This is a genomic window from Ruegeria sp. G12 (genome assembly GCF_056533565.1).
In genome coordinates this window covers 78,764-96,914 of sequence record NZ_JBQFOO010000005.1, presented here as the reverse complement: position 1 = coordinate 96,914, position 18,151 = coordinate 78,764, and the positions used below count along the sequence as shown (strand labels likewise).

Here is an 18,151-nt window from a genome sequence, read left to right as displayed (position 1 = left end):
TTGACGCTTGGGCCGGACTGGCATCTTGCATTGGCGCGCCTTTTCGCGGCAACACTGCGGTCAGTAGAACTGTGGAAGCGACGTGACCCTCTTTCTGTCTCAACTTCCGGTCATCTGGCCCTGGCTAATCCTGATCGCGGCGCAGGTCCTGGCGCTTGCGGGCAGAACTGCCATTGGCCTGTCGGTTCTGGTGCTGTTTGGCAGCGTCGCGCTGAGCATCGGGCTGATGACGCCCCTGGCGCTTGCGGTCACCGCTTTAGGAGTATTTGGCGCGTCGTTCCTGCCCCGCCTGTCGGGATGGCAGGCCGCGCTGGGGCATCTGGCGCTGATTGTCTGGTGCGTGGCGCTGGGCGCGCATCTGGTTCCGGGGTTCTACAACCTTCGGATTCTGGATCAGGTTCTTTCCGGACCCGAAAGTGCGGCCTTCACCATGCATCTGAACGTGGACAAGCTGATGGTGTTCTTCGCTGTCCTATTGGCGTGGCCTGCGATGCGAAACACCGGGCGGATGGTAAACCTTCCGCTCCTGCTGCTCGGCATCGCCGTGCTGCCCGTCCTGTTCGCGATTGGGCTGGCGGCAGAAGCCGTCCTGCCCGAGTTCACCCTGCCGCCCTGGTGGCTGATCTTCGCACTCTCAAACCTGTTTCTGACATGCCTGACGGAAGAGGCCTTCTTTCGCGGCTACCTGCAATCCGTACTGTCGTCCCGACTGGGCGCAGTGGGCGGACTGCTGCTTGCAAGCGTCGCGTTCGGTCTGGCCCATTTCGGCGGCGGCCCCGCGCTGGTGATCTTCGCTTCGATTCTGGGTCTGGCCTGCGGATTGGGCTACTATGCAACCGGGCGGCTTTGGGTGCCGGTCGCGATGCACTTCGCCTTCAACTTCGCGCATCTGGTCTTCTTCACCTACCCGGCCCCGGCCTGACCCTCAGACCGGAAGGGCCGTGGTCTTGAACACGGTGCGCAACGCAAACGAGCTTTGCATCTGCGCAACCCCGGGCAGGCGGGACAGATACTGCCGATGGATGCGGGCAAAATCCTCGGTGTTTTCGGCGACGACTTTCAGGATGTAATCTGCGGTTCCGGCCATCAGATGGCATTCCAGCACGTCCGGAATGCGCGCAACGGCCTTTTCGAAGGCATCCAGCACCTCTTCAGCCTGCCCCTGCAAGGTGATCTCGACAAACACGGTTGTCGGTACGTTCATCTTGCGGGCATCCAGCAGGGCAACGTAGTTGCGGATGTACCCCTCGGCCTCCAATCGTTGCACGCGGCGATGACAGGCCGAGGGCGACAGATTCGCCTGTTCGGAAAGCTCGGCATTTGACATTCTGCCATTTCGCTGCAGGGCTGCCAGAATCTTACGATCCGTCGTATCAAGGCTCATTCACACACATCCTTTGCAAGAGAATGCCATTTTACAGGAAATTCTTCCTGGGAAAAGCCCACGCGCACGCAATGTTTCACAGAAATTGCACCGAGGAATGCTCATAATTTAGGCAGTTTATGAATGGAGTCTCTCATGAAAATCGGCTGCCCCAAGGAAATCAAACCGCAGGAGTTCCGCGTCGGCATGACCCCCAACGCCGCGCAGGAAGCGGTGGCGCGCGGTCACGAGGTGATCATTGAAGCTGGGGCCGGGATGGGCTCGGGCTTTGACAACGACGCTTATGTGGCCGCTGGTGCCCGTATCGTCGACACCGCGGAAGAGGTCTTTGCCACCGCCGACATGATCGTCAAGGTCAAGGAACCGCAGGCGGTCGAGCGCAAGATGCTGCGCGAAGGGCAGTTGCTGTTTACCTATCTGCACCTTGCCCCGGACCCGGACCAGACCCATGACCTGTTGGCATCGGGTTGTACCGCGATTGCCTATGAAACCGTCACCGATTCCAATGGCGGCTTGCCGCTGCTGGCCCCGATGTCCGAAGTTGCAGGCCGCCTGGCCCCTCAGGTCGGGTCATGGACGCTGCAAAAAGCCAATGGCGGGCGCGGAGTGCTGATGGGCGGCGTTCCTGGTGTTGGCCCGGCCAAGGTCGTGGTGATCGGCGGCGGTGTTGTCGGCACCCACGCCGCCAAGATCGCTGCAGGCATGGGCGCGGATGTGACGGTTCTGGACCGGTCTCTGCCCCGCCTGCGCTATCTGGACGATGTATATGGCCGCCAGTTCAAGAACCAGTATTCCACCGCAGGGGCCACCGCCGAACTGATCCAGGATGCCGACATGGTGATCGGCGCAGTTCTGATCCCCGGTGCCGCCGCGCCCAAGCTGATCACACGCGACCAGCTTTCAACCATGAAACCGGGTGCGGTGCTGGTGGATGTGGCCATTGATCAGGGCGGCTGTTTCGAGACCTCGAAGGCCACCACCCATGCCGATCCGATCTATAACGTCGATGGCATCATGCATTACTGTGTCGCCAACATGCCGGGGGCGGTTGCGCGCACCTCGACCATCGCTCTGGGCAACGCGACGATGCCGTTCATGCTGGCGCTGGCCGACAAAGGCTGGCGGCAGGCCTGTCAGGACGACCCGCATCTGATGGAAGGTCTGAACGTCCATGCCGGTCAATTGACATATTACGCGGTTGGCAAGGCGTTGGGGATCGACGTGGTCTCGCCCAATATCGTGGTCAAATCATAACCCCTCCCGCCCCTGAAAACGGCCCCTGAAGGGGCCGCTTTACAGCGTTGGGCGTAGCGCCGCGCCAAATGGCGCGGCGCGGTTGCGCTCAGGCAAGCAGCCTTAGCCCTGTTTCTGGATTTCCACCGAATGCGGATAGGGGATCGAAACACCGTTATCGTCAAAGGCCTCTTTGACCGCCTTGGTCAATTCGAACTTCACATCCCAGTAATCCGCCGCCGCACACCACAGGCGCGCGGTCAGGTCCACTGAACTGTCGCCCAGATTGGTCACCCGCACCCAGGGTTCGGGATCGCTGTGAATGCGGGCATCCGCCTTGGCGATATCCAGAATGATCTGCATCGCCTTGTCGGCGCTGTCGCCATAATCAATCCCGAACACCAGATCGACCCGGCGCGTGTCATGGGCCGAGTAGTTGGTGATGACAGTGCCCCAGGCCTGCCCGTTTGGAACAATGATCTGCACGTTGTCGGGCGTCACCAGTTCGGTCGTGAACAGGTTCAGGTCCTTCACCGTCCCCGCCGTGCCGCCGATATCCACATACTGGCCCAGCTTGTAAGGCCGGAACACCACCAGCATCACACCGGCGGCCAAATCGCTGAGCGTGCCCTGCAGCGCCAGACCAATGGCCAGCGACGCGGCACCCAGGATGGCAACGATGCTTGTAGCCTCGATGCCGAAAATGCCCAGAACGGCCACCAGCACCATGGCCAGTATGGCCCATTTGACTAGGCTGGCCATGAAATTGCCCAGCGTCGGGTCAATCTGCGGGGTCGCGTTGATCCGGCGGCGCACCATGCCACCGATCGCGCTTGCCACGATCCAACCCAGAATAAGAACGACCAGAGCCTTGACCGCGCTCATGATCAGCGGGGCGAACGCGCCTACCTGTGTTACGACCTCATCCACGCGCATCTCCTTTTTGACACCACAAAACCCGCGCAGAACACGCAGGATTCGCCAAATTCTGAGCGAAAATCCCCGCTTGGTCTAGGTGCAGGACGTTCCGGTTTTCCCCGTTGTTCACCGGCAAACACCGATTGACCGGGATTGCACATCATTTGGGCCTTACAAGAACAGGCATCGCGACCTACCTTTCATGAGCAATCCCAACAGGAGCCCCCAAATGCTGGACGCAAAATCCCACCCGATCATGGCCCGCTGGCCTGCGCAGTTCCCTGAAAAGATCCAACTCTATTCCTATCCCACGCCCAATGGCGTCAAAGCCTCGATCATGCTCGAGGAAACCGGCCTGCCCTATGAGGTGCACAAGGTCACGCTGGCCGATGCCGATGTCAAAAGCCCCGAGTTCCTATCGCTGAACCCAAACAACAAGATCCCCGCCCTGATCGACCCGAACGGCCCGGATGGCGAGCCGCTGGCCCTGTTCGAAAGCGGCGCGATCCTGCTGTATTTGGCCGAGAAAAGCGGCCAGTTCATTGGCCAGACCCAAGGCGACAAACACCGGGTCACGCAGTGGCTGATGTTCCAGATGGGCGGGCTGGGGCCGATGTTTGGCCAGTTGGGTTATTTCCACAAATTCGCCGGCAGCGAGATCGAAGATCCCCGCCCCCGCGAACGCTACGTGGCCGAGGCCAAGCGCCTGCTGAACGTTCTGGACGGACAACTGGAGGGGCAGGACTGGATCGCCGGAGACTACTCAATCGCCGATATCGCCATCGCACCCTGGCTGCGCGGCCTCGACTTTTACGGCGTCAAAGAACTGCTTGGTTGGGACGGTTACACCAACGTCACCACCTATCTCGACCGGTTCCTCGAACGACCGGCGGTTCAGAAAGGCCTGCTCATCCCCGCGCGGGACTGAACAAGAAACCGGGCAGCGGCGCCCGCGCGCCCTGCCTTCGTTTCAACCGGGCAACACGCCCGTCAGGACATAGCGCAGAATCTCAACCACCTGCGCGGGCTCTTCCGCTACCGCCAGCGCGGCCGCGTCCACCTCTTTCAATGCATGCTGATGGTCCGGGCCATGCAGCACGATGATCGACTTGCCTAAAGCCGCCGCATAGCCCGCGTCAAACGCCGCATTCCACTGCTTGTACTTGTCGCCAAAGCGCACAACGACAACATCCGCGTCCGATATCCCCTTGCGGGTCCGGATCGCATTCACCATCGCGCCCTTATGGTCGTGCCAATACTTGTTCGGCTCCGCCCCCAGAATCGCAACCCCACAATCGTCCGAGGCCCCGTGATCCGTCACCGGGCTGCTGAACACAACATCCAGCCCCTCGGCCCCCGCCACGATCTGCTCGCGCCAATCCGTGTGAATCTCACCGGACAGATAAACTTTCAACATCTGTTTCTCCTCCCACAAAAAAGGGGCGCACCCCGCCCCTTCTTCTCGTTCAAAATACGGCCGCCGGAGGCGGATGCAACCTCAGCCGCGCAATACACCGCCGGTGGCTTTCGCCACCTTCTCAACGATCTTGGCACTGACGGCTTCGATGTCTTTCTCTTTCAGCGTCGCGTCCGACGGCTGCAGCCGCACGGTAATGGCCAGAGATTTCTTGCCCTCGCCCAGACTGCCGCCGATGAATTCGTCAAAGACCCGCACATCCTCGATCAACGCCTTGTCCGCCCCGGCGGCGGCATTGACCAGCGTCAGCGCCTCGACCCCCTCGTCGACGACAAAGGCAAAGTCCCGTTCCACCGCCTGCAGGTCCCGCAGCTCAAGTGCGGCACGGGTGGCGCCGGATTTGCGCGGCAGCGGCACCTCGTCGGGCCAGATTGTGAAGGCCATCGCCGGGCCCTTGATGTCCATCGCCTGCAGGACGCGGGGGTGCAGTTCGCCAAACACACCCAGCACTTTCTTCGGACCCAGACAAATCTTGCCGTGACGCCCCGGATGCCACCAGGCATCCCCGTCGCGCAGGATCTGCACCTTGGCAGGCGCGCCGATGGCCGCCAGCACCGCCTCGGCATCCGCCTTTGCGTCGAACAGATCGACCGGGCGAGAGGCACCGTGCACATCCTTCGGTCCATCGCGACCAACCAGCAGACCGGCAATCTGGGTCTTCTGATCGCCGGGTTCCCCATCATGGAACACCGGACCGACCTCGAACAGGGCCACATCCGCATAGCCGCGCGCCTGATTGCGGGCGGCGGCCTGCAGCAGGCCGGGCAGCAGGTCAGGGCGCATATGGCTCATTTCCGAGGAGATCGGGTTTTCCAGCCGGGTCGCGTCATCCCCACCCCCGAACAGCGCCGCCGAGGCCTGATCAATGAACGTATAAGACACGCATTCATTATACCCCAGCGCCGCGCAGGTGCGCCGCGCCATCGACTGACGGCGCTGGGTTGGGGTCATCACCGCCTTGGGGATCCCATCGGTCACCCGCGGCAGGGGTTTGCCCTGCAGCTTGGTCAGGGACGCAATCCGCGCGACCTCTTCCACCAGATCGGCCTCACCCATGATATCGGGGCGCCAGCTGGGCACATGGGCCATCTCGCCCTCCAGACGGAAGCCCAGACGGGTCAGGGTCTGGCGCTGCTCGGCCTCAGGAATGTCCATGCCGACCAGCGACTGAACGCGGGCAGAGTCCAGCTTGAAGGCCCGTGCATGGTTCGGCGCTTTCCCGGCCTCAACAACCGAGGACACCTCACCCCCGCAGATATCAAGGATCATTTGCGTCGCCTGCTCCAGTCCCTCGCGGGTGTAGTCCGGATCAACGCCACGTTCGAAACGATAGCGCGCGTCCGAGTTGATCTTCAACGCCCGACCGGTCAGCGCGATCTGCACATGATCCCAGAACGCACTTTCAAGGAAGACATTGACCGTCTCGGCAGTGCAGCCGGTTTCCTCGCCGCCCATGATGCCCGCAATCGATTCCGGGCCTTTGTCGTCGGAGATCACCATCATGCCGGGTTGCAGGGTGTAGTCCTTCTCATCCAGCGCCACCAGCGTCTCGCCACCCTCGGCGCGGTGCACCCGCAGGTTGCCCTGAACCTTGTCGGCGTCGAACACATGCAGCGGGCGGTTCTGGTCGAAGGTCATATAGTTGGTGATATCCACCAGCGCTGAAATGGGCCGCAACCCGATCGCCTTCAACTGATCCTGCAACCACTGCGGGCTGGGGCCGTTCTTGACGCCCTTGATCAGGCGCCCGGTGAAATGCGGCGCGCCGTCCAGCGTGTCGTCATCAATGGTCACCTTGATCGGGCTCTCGAAATCCCCCGGCACCGGCGCATAATCCCGCTGTTTCAGCGTCCCCACACCCCGCGCCGCCAGATCACGCGCAATGCCCGCCACGCCCAGCGCATCGGGGCGGTTCGGCGTGATCGCAATCTCGATCATCGGATCGACTTTCGAGGGCTCATTCTCGGCCAGCCAATCCACGAACCGGTCACCGACCGCGCCCGAGGGCAGCTCGATGATGCCGTCATGCTCGTCCGACAAATCCAGCTCGCGCTCGGATGCCATCATGCCAAAGCTTTCGACACCGCGGATCTTGCCGACGCTGATGGTGATATCCAGACCGGGGATATACATGCCCGGCTTGCAGACCACGACCGTGATGCCTTCGCGCGCGTTGGGCGCGCCGCAGATGATCTGCAGATCGCCCTCGTCGGTTTCCACCGTGCAGACGCGCAGCTTGTCCGCGTCAGGATGCTTTTCCGCATGTTTCACATGGCCCAGCGTAAAGCCCGCCAGCCGATCCGCCGGGTTCACGATCTCTTCGACCTCAAGGCCAAGGTCGGTCAGCGCCTCGGCGATCTCATCAACCGACGCGTCGGTATCCAGGTGGTCTTTCAGCCAGGACAGAGTGAATTTCATTGCTCGGGGCCTTTTTTGGCAAACATCCAGTCGGCACAGGCAATGGCAAAGATTGCGCCAAGGTGCAAGCGCTGCGGCTTACGGATAGGTGGGGGTGCGGCCCAAAAGTTCGTCCAACTGCCGCCCGATCCAACCATGGGGGATGAAATGCCCGCCCGGATGCGTGTCCAGCGTGACCTGCCCCTGCGCGCAATCGGTCCACTCCACGCGACTGAGGGTCAGGATCGGCACAACGCTCCAATCCCCGCGCGGGGTGGCATCGTGGCAATCGTAGGCCTGCCGCCAGAGCGACACCGGATAAGTCGTGTCGCCATTCTCGCCATAGGGAAAATCCATCACCGTATCGCTGAGGCCATGCACATGCCGCGCCTCACGCGGGGCTTCGGGGCAATCCTCGGTCTGACGGATGCTGCCAGCGACCGCCAGCAGGGCGGCGATGTCATTGCCGGACTGGCACACATAGCGCCACGCCATCGCGCCACCGAAGGAATAGCCCGAGACATAGATGCGTTCGGGATCAATCGGATAGCGCTTAGCCACGTCCTTTAGCACTGCATCGGCAAACGGCACGTCACCGGTTTCTGAGCGCCAGAAATCCCAGCTTTTGCCCAGCCCGTTCGGGGCTACCAGCAACACACCGCGCAGCTTGGTCGCCCCCGCGATACGTTCATGATTGACGACGACAGTCCCCTGCCGCGCCCAGCCGTGGAAATGCAACAACACGGGCAGAGGCGTTTCGCCATCCCACCCCTCGGGCTCCAGCACGTGATATGAGCGGTCGCCGACCTCGCACGGCGTATCGCCGTGGCAGGTGTCCACGGCCAATGCGGGGGTCGCGGTCAGCAGCAGAAGGCATAGCAGTCGGTAGATCATAGGCCCGACCCTAGCGAGCCCTAGACCACTGTCACGTCAAAATCTTGTGTTTTGGAGCTTAGTGTACGTCGTATCTCGCGATTGGGAGGAGAGAACTTCTGATCTGTTCGATTGCATGCGTTTGCTGAAGTCCTAGTTCATCTTTTTCATCATACGAACCGCTCATCTGACGCCGCCATTTGACTTTTAAACTTCGTGTTTCTGAGTCATTTTCATCTTCGGAGTCAGTCAAGAACTCAATTGCTAGGGCAACTTTTCTCCGAACATCAAACAATTCGTCGATCGCCTTAGACACCATTTCTTTCCCAATCAACGCATCTTGTTGAATTTGAGCATCCCTTAGATTGTTGAACGCATCATTCTTGTCGACAATTCGTTGATACCGCCTCTCGTAGTGCTTCGCCCTATTCCCCACCTCATCACTTGGGATTCTGTCGAATGGGTTTCTGATTTGTTGCAATGCATCATCAACATTAGCCGCGGCAACCAAAACCATCTGGGCAGCTTCAGCTTTAGAGCGCGATTTGGCTTCCACCCTCCAGAGATTCACCTGACGAAACGCTGCGACTACGCCAATCCCGACAAGAAACGTCCCAATATCAGCAAGAACTGAAGCCGTCGGAGCAAGCCAATTCCAGTCACGGCACAAATTCTCACACGCCGTGATAACTTCTACTTGGCTCACCGCGACAAACCACCATGCAGGTTCGGCATATCCAGCGCGGCAAACCCATAATGCCGCAACCAGCGCAGGTCGGAATCAAAGAACGCCCGCAAATCCGGAATGCCGTATTTCAGCATCGCCAGACGGTCGATCCCGATGCCGAACGCAAAGCCCTGATAGACCTCGGGGTCAATGCCACCGGCGGCGATGACCTTGGGGTGGACCATGCCCGAGCCCAGAATCTCCATCCAATCGTCGCCTTCGCCGATCTTCAGCTGACCGTTGTCCCAGGAACAGCGGATATCGACCTCGGCCGAGGGCTCGGTGAAGGGGAAGTGTGAGGCGCGGAAGCGCAGTTCGACGTCGTCGACCTCGAAGAACGCCTTCACGAACTCTTCCAGAACCCATTTCAGGTTCGCCATCGAGATGTCTTTGTCGATGGCCAGCCCCTCGACCTGATGGAACATCGGCGTGTGGGTCTGGTCATAGTCGGCGCGGTAGACGCCGCCCGGACAGATGACGCGGATCGGCGCGCCCTGTTTCTCCATCGAGCGGATCTGCACCGGAGACGTATGGGTGCGCAGCACATGCGGCGGGCGGTCGTCGCCTTCGGCGCGGTGCATGTAGAACGTGTCCATTTCGGCCCGCGCGGGGTGGTGGCCGGGGATGTTCAACGCGTCGAAATTATACCAGTCGTCCTCGATACGCGGCCCTTCGGCCACCGAAAAACCCAGCTCGGCAAAGATTGCGGTCAGTTCCTCGGTCGCCTGGCTGATCGGGTGGATCGAGCCCTGACGGCGGGCGCGGGTCGGCAGGGTGACGTCCAGCCATTCGGTGCGCAGACGCTCATCCAGCGCGGCATCGGCCAGAGCGGCTTTCTTGGCCGTCAAAGCGGAATTGATCTCATCCTTCAGGGCGTTCAGCGCGGGGCCTGCGATTTGACGTTCCTCGGGGGTCATCTTGCCCAGCTCGCGCATCTTCAGCGCGACCTCGCCCTTTTTGCCGACAGCCGCCACGCGGATCGCCTCAAGCGCGTTTTCGTCGCCCGCCTCGGCGATTTGCCCCAGATATTTTGCCTTAAGATCGTCCATGACGCTTCCCGTACCGGGCCCCTGAATACTGTTGGGGACCTGCTATCACAGCCGCCCGCGAAAGCAAGAGGGGGCGGCGGCGCTTTCAGAGCGTCCGAAGCGCCAATGCCTCGGCCCGGGTCCGCACCGGCCTTGAGGTCGGGCCATACTGGCCGGGGTGGTCACGCAATTCGGGGAACAGCGCCAAGAGTTCGTCCGCTGCGTCGGCTGCAAGCCCATCGATCCCCTCGGCCCCCGGAAAAAAGCTTTCCGAGATCAGGCCCGAGGTTGAAAGCAACTGATGGCGGTCGAAAAACATATGCACATAGCGCACAAGATCGCAGGGCGCAGAGGTGATGGTGGTGCCGTTGCTCAGGGACCCGGCCGGGATCAGCACCTCATCCTCGCCATACAGAAGCTGCGCCTGCCAGCCGGATATCAGCACCCGGTGCTGCGGCGACACGCAGATATCGCGCTGCGCGCCCAGCACCCCGGCCTGAATCCGAACCGGCGCAAAACGACCCATGCCCCGGACGGTGCGCCCGCCGACCCATTGCACGGGGCAGGCACCATCATCGACGGTCAGGACCAGATCGCCGGGGCGCAACGCCTCGACCCGGCGCGGGCCATCTGGCGTGTCGACAAGGGTGCCCGCGACAAAACAGGGTGCGCCGCTGTCACCGGGGGAAAGTGGCGCATTGACCTGCGTGTTCGGGTCGGGCTGGTTGAACTGGATCGAGGTCGTGGTTTGACCGGGATTGGTCACAACCGGCAGGTTGACCGAGGTCTGACCCGCCGCCAGCCCATCCACGGCCACGATATTCTGCGTGCCGCCACCGATATCGTAGAAATCAATCACGGTCCCGGTCGCGGTGTTGGTCAGTGCGAAAGCTTCGAAATTGTTCGGGCCGCCGCCATTCGGGTCGGTCAGCAGGATCGGGAAATCATCCGCCGAAATAACAAAGACCAGTTCATTATTGTCCGGGTCAACGGTGACCTGCACCGAAGGATCGTTCAGCGGGATTTCGACCCCGACCGTGCCGTTGGCCTGATAGAAGGACACGGTGAAATTCGCCGGATCCTCGGACGCGTTCAGCGAGACTTCGAGAAACTCGGACACACCCGTCTGCGCCGCGTATGCGTTCGAGTAGTGGAGTTCGCTGATACGGGCCATAATCCTAGCGCCTGCAGAGAATTCGGTTCACATAGGCCTTCATTCCGCACCGGTGCCGAATGTTTTGGGCCTGCGAGGTTTTTCGCAGGTGCCCGTCACTGGATCAATAGCTGTATTCGGGGAAAACCCGGGTCAGGTCGCCGTTCCAGTCGCCAGTGTAGTGATCCAGCAACTCATCCGCCGGAACTTTGCCCGTTTCGATACTGTCCTTCAGCGCGTTGAGGAAATGCGTTTCATCCGGTACCAGCCCGCCCGCTCCGGGGAAGGCGCGGGACTTCAGACCGGTCTCAGAAATCGCGACAACCTCGCGCGCCAGATCGTGCATGTTGATGTTGCCGACCTGCGCCTGCAACCCGTCTTTGGCGGCCTCAATGCGCAGCGCCTCACGGGTTTCCGCGTCCCAGCCCTTGACCAGATCCCAAGCCGCATCCAGCGCGGTCTGGTCATAAGTCAAACCGACCCAGAAGGCGGGCAGCGCGCAGAGCCGCCGCCATGGGCCGCCATCGGCACCGCGCATCTCCATGTATTTCTTGATGCGCGCCTCGGGGAAGGCGGTTGTCAGGTGATCGGCCCAGTCGGACAGCGTCGGCGTCTCACCGGGCAGCGCGGGCAGTTTGCCTTGCAGGAAATCGCGGAAGGACATGCCCAGCGCATTGATATATTCACCATCGCGATAGACGAAATACATCGGCACATCGAGCGCATACTGCACGTAGCGCTCAAAGCCAAAACCGCCCTCGAACACGAACGGCAGCATACCGGTGCGCGCATCATCCAGATGCCGCCAGATATAGCTGCGCCAGCTTTTCTGGCCGTTCACCTTGCCCTCAAAGAACGGCGAGTTCGCAAACAGCGCCGTCGCTACCGGCTGCAGGGCCAACGCGACGCGCAGTTTCTGCACCATGTCAGCCTCGGACCCGAAGTCGATATTGACCTGAACCGTGCAGGTGCGTCGCATCATGGCGCGGCCCATGGTGCCGACTTTTTCCATGTAGTCGTTCATCAGCCGATATCGGCCTTTGGGCATCAACGGCATCTCATCATGGGTCCAGATCGGAGCCGCACCCAGACCGATGAAGCCCACGCCGATTTCGTCAGCGATGTCTTTCACTTCCCGCAGGTGGGTGTTCACCTCGTCGCAAGTCTCGTGGATGGTCTCCAGCGGGGCACCCGACAGTTCCAGCGCGCCGCCCGGTTCAAGGCTGACATTGGCCCCGTCCTTTTCCAGCCCGATCAGCTTGTCGGCCTCGCGCACCTCGGCCCAGCCGTGGCGGTCGCGCAGGCCCTCAAGCACAGCGACGATAGAGCGAGTGCCTTCGAACGGCAGCGGTTTCAGCGTGTCCTTGCAGTATCCGAATTTTTCGTGCTCGGTGCCGATGCGCCAGTCGGCTTTGGGCTTGCAGCCCGATTCCAGATATTCGGCCAGTTGCTGATGGCGTTCGATCGGCCCGCCGCCGGACTGGGGGATGGACATGAACCGCTCTCCGATCCTGATGTGTCTGTCTTTGGGTCAGTGGTGGGCGCAAACCGGGCCAGTGTCAATGCAGCCGAACGTGGGAAGGGCGCATCGGGCTGCGTTCCCAGATCACCACGGGATGCACCGCACCGCCGTTCAATTCCGATAGCATCTGCTCGGTTTTCAGGCCCGGCAGGGTCGAGAACACATCGAACAGCTCCTCGGCCCCTTCGGCGTTCACCGGAATGTGAAGCGTAGGCTGTCCTGGCTGGTCCAGCACCCAATGGGCCGGGTCCGAGGTCGGGTCGAGCGCCAGCCTCTCGATCTCGCGCGTGGCGACCATACCGCCGTCGAACGGGCCGAGATAGGTGATCTGTCCCTCGTCAACCGACACGACGCCGGGGCCGCCTGCTCCACCGCGGAACCGTGCGCGCTGAAATCCGATCACCGCCAGCGCGAAGGCCACCGCGACCAGAACCAGCCCGAGCCAGCCCAGCAATCCGCCCGGACCGCTGTACCAGCTAAGGCCGACCAGCAGGATCACAACCGCAACCAGCACCTCGCGCCAGCGCCACAGGGTTCGTTTGGCTTCGGGTCGAATGAAACTCATGCCGGGTCCTCTGGAGTCTTGAACAGGATCAGCGAGAACTGCCCCGCCGGTTGGAAACCTATAGCGATATAGGCGCGCGAGGCGGAATCGGAAGCGGAGAACAGACCGGCGCGGGTTGCTCCGGCATTTCGCGCCTCTTGCAGGTGCAATGCAACCGCCAGCCTTGCATAGCCGCGACCGCGTAGCTCGGGCGGAGTGTAGACACCGCCAATCTGAACCGCTTCGGGCACGCGCGCGTTGAATCCGGTCATCGCCACGGGCGTGCCGTCCATCAACAGAACCCGATGAGAATCGCGCGCCGTGTAAGTGGCCCAGTCCTTGCCCGCCTGAAGCCGCGCCCGTTCGGGTTCGAAATCCATCGCTTCGATCAGATAATCGGAGCGCCATCCTTCGGTAACGTCGCGGTCCAGATCGCCCAGCCGCACCAGTTCGGCCCCGTTGGCATCCGGCATGACAAGCTGGCTCAGGTCCAGCGAGAACCCCGGCTCATCACTGTTGAGCGTGGCGGGCCGGTCCTCCCACCCTGCCAGCCGCATAATCCGGCGGGCCTGTGTCGCGTCTGCGGCAAGGCCAAACAGAGGCCGACCCCGGATCAGGTCGATTGCGGCAGTCAATTCGTCATCGGTGCAGTCCGGGCATTGCGGCAGAACCATGCCTTCGTTCGTGATGGCAAACATAGCGCGCAGGGGGTCGCCCAGCATCCAGACAGTCACCGAACGGGGGTCAGACCCCCGCAAGCCATGGTCGCGCAGATTGGCCAGTGGAAACATCGAGGTCTGGGTGTGCCGTATCAGAAAGCGGTCGATCTGTGCAACGTCCGCCTCCTGCGCCAATCGCCAGTTCACGACCAATCCCCCAGCGCCTGCTGCCACATGGTCAGCGCCGCCACCGCTGCCGTATCCGCCCGCAAGATACGAGGCCCAAGGCTGACCACATGCGCATAGGGCAACGCCGTCAGCCGCGCGCGTTCACGGTCGGAAAATCCGCCTTCGGGACCGATCAGAATGGCCCAGGGCTGGCCCTTCTCGTTGGCAGCCAGACGCAAGGCCGAGCCGACCTCGGCCTCATTGCAAAACATCAGCTGTCGATCTTCCGGCCATGCATCCAGCACCCGGTCCAAACGCTGCAGGTCAAGCACCTCGGGCACATATGTCCCGCCACATTGCTCGGCTGCCTCAACCGCATGGGCCTGCAGACGGTCCTGACGGATGCGTTCGGAATTGGTAAACTCGGTCTGCACCGGCATGATCCGCGCGGCCCCCATTTCTGCTGCCTTTTCAACGATGAAATCGGTGCGCGCCTTTTTGATCGGTGCGAAGAGGAACCACAGGTCGGGCGGCAGTTGCAGGGGCTTGGTCTGTTCAACACAGGCCAAGACACCGCCGCGTTTTCCGGCCTCAGAGACCTCGGACAACCACTCTCCGTCCTGCCCGTTGAACAGAGCGACCTGCCCGCCTACGGCCAGCCGCATGACACCGAACAAGTAATGCGCCTGATCACGCGTCAAATCAACCGATTGCCCCGGACCCAAGGGCTGCTCTACATACAATCTGATCTTCGCAGTCATGAGACCTTACATATGCAAGGCAATGCCCCAACACCAGACGGACAAGTCGCCGATGCCGTTTCCGGCAACTGGGTCGATACCCACGCGCCCGCCTTTGCCCGCCCCTATCTGCGCCTGTCCCGTGCGGACCGGCCCATCGGCACATGGCTGCTGCTGATTCCCTGCTGGTGGGGTCTGGCACTGGCGATCCTGAGCGACGGCAGCCCAAGGTGGGAGGACCTGTGGATCGCCATCGGCTGCGCCATCGGGGCCTTTCTGATGCGCGGCGCGGGGTGTACGTGGAACGACATCACCGACCGGAATTTCGACGGGCAGGTGGAACGCACAAGGTCACGCCCAATCCCCTCGGGTCAGGTCAGTGTGCGGCAGGCGGTCATCTGGATGGGCCTGCAGAGCCTGCTGGCGCTGGGGATTCTGCTGACGTTTAATCAGGCGGCCATCGCGATGGGCGTGCTGTCGCTGCTGCCGGTCGCCATCTACCCGTTTGCCAAACGCTTCACATGGTGGCCGCAGGTGTTTCTGGGGCTGGCCTTCAACTGGGGCGCGCTGTTGGCCTGGGCCGCGCATACTGGTGGCATCGGCTGGCCCGCCATCACCCTGTATCTGTCGGGGATCGCCTGGACGCTGTTCTACGATACGATCTACGCGCATCAGGATGCCGAAGATGATGAGATGATCGGCATCAAATCCACCGCCCGGCTGTTCGGCACCGATACGGCGAAATGGCTGAAGTATTTTCTTATCGCAACCGTTGCCCTGATGGGGCTGGCCATTGTCGATGCCGGGGTGCCGGATGCATCGGCCTTTGCGGTGATCGTGGCGCTTGGCGGGCCCTGGGCGATGGGGTGGCACATGACGTGGCAATTGCGCGGTCTGGACATTGAAGACAATAGCAGGCTGCTGATGCTGTTCCGCTCGAACCGCGACACCGGCCTTATTCCGCTGATCTTCCTCTGCGTCGCATTGTTGCTTTGATTGCACCTGCCGTTCGGGGTCTGTAAGAGTCCGCCCACCTGCCCGAGGAGTCTCAACGCCGCACATGCGTCTGCCCTATGTTTTTGCCGTTTCCCTGATTTTTCTTGTCTCCGTCGGGCTGTCCTTGCTGGCGGCCAGCTATGCGGTGACAAAGATCGAAGAAACCTCGGAATTCGCCGTGCGGCGTGCGCTGGACCTGAACGGCCATGACTGGGCCGAGGTCGAATCCGACGGGCTGCGCGTGGTGCTGACCGGCACCGCCCCGGATGAGGCCAATCGCTTCAACGCCCTGACCGTTGCGGGGACCGAGGTCGATACCTCTCGGGTCATCGACGAGATGGAGGTCACGGCAACGTCTGATCTGGCCGCGCCAAGATTTTCAGCCGAGATACTGCGCAATGACAGCGGCATTTCGGTGATCGGGCTGATCCCGGCCAGCCATGATCGGGACGATCTGATCGCGCGGCTGGATGATCTGGACAGCGCCCATGCGGTGTCGGACCTGTTGGAAACCGCCGACTACCCGAAACCCAAAGGCTGGGACGAGGCCATATCCTACGCCGTCGAATCCCTGTCCCGCCTGCCACGTGCCAAAATCTCGGCCAGCCCCGGTCTGGTGAAGATCACAGCGATTGCTGATAGCCAACAGGAAAAGGAACGTTTGGAACAGGATCTGACCCGCGCCGCGCCGCCCAGCCTGCGCATCGGCCTGTCGATCTCGGCCCCAAGGCCGGTAATCACGCCCTTTACCCTGCGCTATCTGATCGACGCAGACGGCGGCAGGTTTGACGCCTGTTCCGCACAGGATGAAGAGGCGCGCGAAGCGATTGTCACAGCCGCCGAAAACGCGGGCCTGACCGTCCCCTACACCTGCACCATCGGTCTGGGCGTGCCCTCGCCCCGCTGGCCCGAGGCGGCGGCTTTGACCATCGGCGCGCTGGCCGAGATCGGGCAGGGTTCGGTCACGATGTCCGACGCCGATATCACCCTGATCGCCGCGCAGGGCAGCGACCCCGTGTTGTTCGACCGGGTCGTGGGTGAGTTGGAAAATGCCCTGCCCGGCGTTTTTGCCCTGCACGCGGTCCTGCTGGAACCCGAGGTCGAAGAACAATCCGGCCCGATTGAGTTCTCGGCGACCCGCAGCCCCGAAGGGCTGGTCCAGTTGCGTGGGCGGCTGGGGGATGAGACCTTGCGCGACATGATCGACAGCTACGCGCGGGCGGCCTTTGGCTCGGAACAGGTCTACACCGCCACCCGCGTCGCCCCCGATCTGCCCGGCGACTGGCCGGTGCGCGTTCTGGCCGGGCTCGAAGCCTTGTCTCAACTGCATAACGGCGCGCTGACGGTGACGCCGGACTCGGTCGATCTGACCGGTCTCAGCCACGATGAAGAGGCCAAGGCCCGTATCGCCGGGCAATTGTCCGAGAAGCTGGGTGAGGCGCAGGATTTCACCCTGACGATCACCTATCAGCCGCCGCCCGAACCCGAAGACGCGCTGCCCGATCCCGAGATTTGCGAGGAAAAGATCGCCGAGGCGCAGGCGCTGAGCAAGATCGCGTTTGAACCGGGATCAGCCACCATCGCCTCGGACTCGCGCGATACGGTGAACCGTATCGCCGACATTCTGCGCGATTGCGGCCCGATCCGGATGGAGATTCAGGGCCATACCGACAGCCAGGGCCGGGAAGAGATGAACCAGCAACTCAGCCAGGCGCGGGCGCAATCCATCCTGAACGAGCTGCGCGGGCGGCGGGTTCCGACCTCGAGCTTCACCGCCGTGGGCTATGGGGAAACCCAGCCCATCGCCGACAATGACAGCGAAGAAGGCCGCGAGGAAAACCGCCGGATCGAGTTCCGCCTGATCCGGCCCGAGCCGATTGAGAACAGCGAAACCGGGCTGGAAGCGATGGAAGACGACGCCACCGGGGCCGACCAGACGGACAATTCCGCCTCAGACGCGGATGCAGGGGACCAGTAAGTTGAACCGAACTGAATTCATCATCGCCACCGCCATCATCTTGTTTGCCGCCTTCTGCATGGGCTGGTTCGCCAACTGGCTGGCCCATCGCCTGTCCCGCGTGCGCCAAAGCGACGTGGCCGATCTGGACCGCATGAGCCAGGAGTTGCACGAGGCCGAAGAAACACGCGATCAGGCCATCACCTATCTGCAGCAGCGCGAGGCGGAACTGACTAACCAGCTAACCCAGACCGAGGCCGAACTGTCAGCCGCCATGGACGGCCTGCGCGCCGCCCGGCAAGAGGCCGAGGAACTGCGCGGACGGATCAACAACGCGGATTGAACGGGGCTTGGTCCGCGGGGCTGAGATCAGAA

18 protein-coding genes are annotated in these 18,151 nt (G+C 61.9%); 6 read left to right on the top strand and 12 right to left on the bottom strand.

The genetic code is table 11. The features are described from left to right. Positions 1 to 82 precede the first annotated feature (82 nt). Positions 83 to 922: a CPBP family intramembrane glutamic endopeptidase gene (locus ACR0JN_RS12930; RefSeq protein ID WP_480886102.1), complete on the top strand. Its 840-nt coding sequence runs from the start codon at positions 83 to 85 to the stop codon at positions 920 to 922. A 3-nt stretch (positions 923 to 925) separates the two neighbouring features. Here ACR0JN_RS12930 and ACR0JN_RS12925 read toward each other — a convergent pair whose 3' ends face one another. Beyond that, positions 926 to 1,384 carry an Lrp/AsnC family transcriptional regulator gene (locus ACR0JN_RS12925; RefSeq protein ID WP_480817721.1) on the bottom strand — a complete coding sequence of 153 codons (459 nt, stop codon included), beginning with the start codon at positions 1,382 to 1,384 and terminating at the stop codon, positions 926 to 928. A 135-nt stretch (positions 1,385 to 1,519) separates the two neighbouring features. Between ACR0JN_RS12925 and ald the strand changes: the two genes are divergently transcribed. Further along, positions 1,520 to 2,638 (top strand): alanine dehydrogenase, encoded by a 1,119-nt coding sequence (gene ald, locus ACR0JN_RS12920; protein ID WP_480886100.1) that lies wholly within the window; start codon positions 1,520 to 1,522, stop codon positions 2,636 to 2,638. 102 nt (positions 2,639 to 2,740) lie between these two features. On the opposite strand, the gene ACR0JN_RS12915 is transcribed toward ald, so the two are convergent. Continuing rightward, positions 2,741 to 3,553, bottom strand: coding sequence for a mechanosensitive ion channel family protein (locus tag ACR0JN_RS12915; protein WP_480886098.1), 813 nt, complete (start codon positions 3,551 to 3,553; stop codon positions 2,741 to 2,743). Positions 3,554 to 3,764: 211 nt separating this feature from the next. Here ACR0JN_RS12915 and ACR0JN_RS12910 point away from each other — a divergent pair, with 211 nt between their 5' ends. Further along, positions 3,765 to 4,463 carry a glutathione S-transferase family protein gene (locus ACR0JN_RS12910; protein WP_480886096.1) on the top strand — a complete coding sequence of 233 codons (699 nt, stop codon included), beginning with the start codon at positions 3,765 to 3,767 and terminating at the stop codon, positions 4,461 to 4,463. A gap of 42 nt (positions 4,464 to 4,505) precedes the next feature. On the opposite strand, the gene ACR0JN_RS12905 is transcribed toward ACR0JN_RS12910, so the two are convergent. The 10 genes from ACR0JN_RS12905 to ACR0JN_RS12860 all read right to left on the bottom strand — a co-directional run bounded on the left by ACR0JN_RS12905 (position 4,506) and on the right by ACR0JN_RS12860 (position 14,844). Beyond that, positions 4,506 to 4,952 (bottom strand): YtoQ family protein, encoded by a 447-nt coding sequence (locus tag ACR0JN_RS12905; protein WP_480817724.1) that lies wholly within the window; start codon positions 4,950 to 4,952, stop codon positions 4,506 to 4,508. An 81-nt stretch (positions 4,953 to 5,033) separates the two neighbouring features. Further along, positions 5,034 to 7,430: a phenylalanine--tRNA ligase subunit beta gene (pheT, locus tag ACR0JN_RS12900; RefSeq protein ID WP_480886094.1), complete on the bottom strand. Its 2,397-nt coding sequence runs from the start codon at positions 7,428 to 7,430 to the stop codon at positions 5,034 to 5,036. 78 nt (positions 7,431 to 7,508) lie between these two features. Further along, positions 7,509 to 8,303 carry a CE1 family esterase gene (locus tag ACR0JN_RS12895; protein ID WP_480886093.1) on the bottom strand — a complete coding sequence of 265 codons (795 nt, stop codon included), beginning with the start codon at positions 8,301 to 8,303 and terminating at the stop codon, positions 7,509 to 7,511. Positions 8,304 to 8,361: 58 nt separating this feature from the next. Continuing rightward, positions 8,362 to 8,988, bottom strand: coding sequence for a hypothetical protein (locus ACR0JN_RS12890; protein ID WP_480817727.1), 627 nt, complete (start codon positions 8,986 to 8,988; stop codon positions 8,362 to 8,364). Continuing rightward, the gene (gene pheS, locus ACR0JN_RS12885; RefSeq protein WP_480817728.1) at positions 8,985 to 10,058 is read right to left on the bottom strand and encodes a phenylalanine--tRNA ligase subunit alpha; all 1,074 of its coding nucleotides are present in this window, start codon (positions 10,056 to 10,058) and stop codon (positions 8,985 to 8,987) included. Before pheS ends, ACR0JN_RS12890 begins: the two co-directional genes overlap by 4 nt. Before the next feature lie 85 nt (positions 10,059 to 10,143). Further along, complete coding sequence (locus tag ACR0JN_RS12880; protein ID WP_480886091.1) at positions 10,144 to 11,211, bottom strand: Hint domain-containing protein; 1,068 nt, start codon at positions 11,209 to 11,211, stop codon at positions 10,144 to 10,146. 103 nt (positions 11,212 to 11,314) lie between these two features. Continuing rightward, the gene (locus ACR0JN_RS12875) at positions 11,315 to 12,685 is read right to left on the bottom strand and encodes a glutamate--cysteine ligase (protein ID WP_480886089.1); all 1,371 of its coding nucleotides are present in this window, start codon (positions 12,683 to 12,685) and stop codon (positions 11,315 to 11,317) included. 64 nt (positions 12,686 to 12,749) lie between these two features. After that, complete coding sequence (locus ACR0JN_RS12870) at positions 12,750 to 13,277, bottom strand: hypothetical protein (protein WP_480886087.1); 528 nt, start codon at positions 13,275 to 13,277, stop codon at positions 12,750 to 12,752. Beyond that, complete coding sequence (locus ACR0JN_RS12865) at positions 13,274 to 14,122, bottom strand: GNAT family N-acetyltransferase (RefSeq protein ID WP_480886085.1); 849 nt, start codon at positions 14,120 to 14,122, stop codon at positions 13,274 to 13,276. Before ACR0JN_RS12865 ends, ACR0JN_RS12870 begins: the two co-directional genes overlap by 4 nt. Then, positions 14,119 to 14,844 carry a 16S rRNA (uracil(1498)-N(3))-methyltransferase gene (locus ACR0JN_RS12860; protein ID WP_480886083.1) on the bottom strand — a complete coding sequence of 242 codons (726 nt, stop codon included), beginning with the start codon at positions 14,842 to 14,844 and terminating at the stop codon, positions 14,119 to 14,121. The genes ACR0JN_RS12865 and ACR0JN_RS12860 overlap by 4 nt, the downstream gene beginning before the upstream one ends. 12 nt (positions 14,845 to 14,856) lie before the next feature. Between ACR0JN_RS12860 and ubiA the strand changes: the two genes are divergently transcribed. From ubiA to ACR0JN_RS12845, 3 genes are all read left to right on the top strand, one after another. After that, positions 14,857 to 15,819, top strand: coding sequence for a 4-hydroxybenzoate octaprenyltransferase (gene ubiA / locus ACR0JN_RS12855; RefSeq protein WP_480886081.1), 963 nt, complete (start codon positions 14,857 to 14,859; stop codon positions 15,817 to 15,819). Positions 15,820 to 15,883: 64 nt separating this feature from the next. Continuing rightward, positions 15,884 to 17,797: an OmpA family protein gene (locus ACR0JN_RS12850; protein ID WP_480886079.1), complete on the top strand. Its 1,914-nt coding sequence runs from the start codon at positions 15,884 to 15,886 to the stop codon at positions 17,795 to 17,797. 1 nt (position 17,798) lies between these two features. Beyond that, entirely contained in the window at positions 17,799 to 18,119 is a 321-nt protein-coding gene (locus ACR0JN_RS12845) for a hypothetical protein (protein WP_170674840.1), read from the top strand. The last annotated feature ends 32 nt before the right edge of the window (positions 18,120 to 18,151 follow it).

What these genes read in the sequence shown, in the direction of transcription:
- ACR0JN_RS12925 (WP_480817721.1), bottom strand. Translation starts at nt 1,384, where the DNA reads ATGAGCCTTGATACGACGGATCGTAAGATTCTGGCAGCCCTGCAGCGA.
- ald (WP_480886100.1), top strand. Translation starts at nt 1,520, where the DNA reads ATGAAAATCGGCTGCCCCAAGGAAATCAAACCGCAGGAGTTCCGCGTC.
- ACR0JN_RS12915 (WP_480886098.1), bottom strand. Translation starts at nt 3,553, where the DNA reads ATGCGCGTGGATGAGGTCGTAACACAGGTAGGCGCGTTCGCCCCGCTG.
- ACR0JN_RS12910 (WP_480886096.1), top strand. Translation starts at nt 3,765, where the DNA reads ATGCTGGACGCAAAATCCCACCCGATCATGGCCCGCTGGCCTGCGCAG.
- ACR0JN_RS12905 (WP_480817724.1), bottom strand. Translation starts at nt 4,952, where the DNA reads ATGTTGAAAGTTTATCTGTCCGGTGAGATTCACACGGATTGGCGCGAG.
- pheT (WP_480886094.1), bottom strand. Translation starts at nt 7,430, where the DNA reads ATGAAATTCACTCTGTCCTGGCTGAAAGACCACCTGGATACCGACGCG.
- ACR0JN_RS12895 (WP_480886093.1), bottom strand. Translation starts at nt 8,303, where the DNA reads ATGATCTACCGACTGCTATGCCTTCTGCTGCTGACCGCGACCCCCGCA.
- pheS (WP_480817728.1), bottom strand. Translation starts at nt 10,058, where the DNA reads ATGGACGATCTTAAGGCAAAATATCTGGGGCAAATCGCCGAGGCGGGC.
- ACR0JN_RS12880 (WP_480886091.1), bottom strand. Translation starts at nt 11,211, where the DNA reads ATGGCCCGTATCAGCGAACTCCACTACTCGAACGCATACGCGGCGCAG.
- ACR0JN_RS12875 (WP_480886089.1), bottom strand. Translation starts at nt 12,685, where the DNA reads ATGTCCATCCCCCAGTCCGGCGGCGGGCCGATCGAACGCCATCAGCAA.
- ACR0JN_RS12870 (WP_480886087.1), bottom strand. Translation starts at nt 13,277, where the DNA reads ATGAGTTTCATTCGACCCGAAGCCAAACGAACCCTGTGGCGCTGGCGC.
- ACR0JN_RS12860 (WP_480886083.1), bottom strand. Translation starts at nt 14,844, where the DNA reads ATGACTGCGAAGATCAGATTGTATGTAGAGCAGCCCTTGGGTCCGGGG.
- ubiA (WP_480886081.1), top strand. Translation starts at nt 14,857, where the DNA reads ATGCAAGGCAATGCCCCAACACCAGACGGACAAGTCGCCGATGCCGTT.
- ACR0JN_RS12850 (WP_480886079.1), top strand. Translation starts at nt 15,884, where the DNA reads ATGCGTCTGCCCTATGTTTTTGCCGTTTCCCTGATTTTTCTTGTCTCC.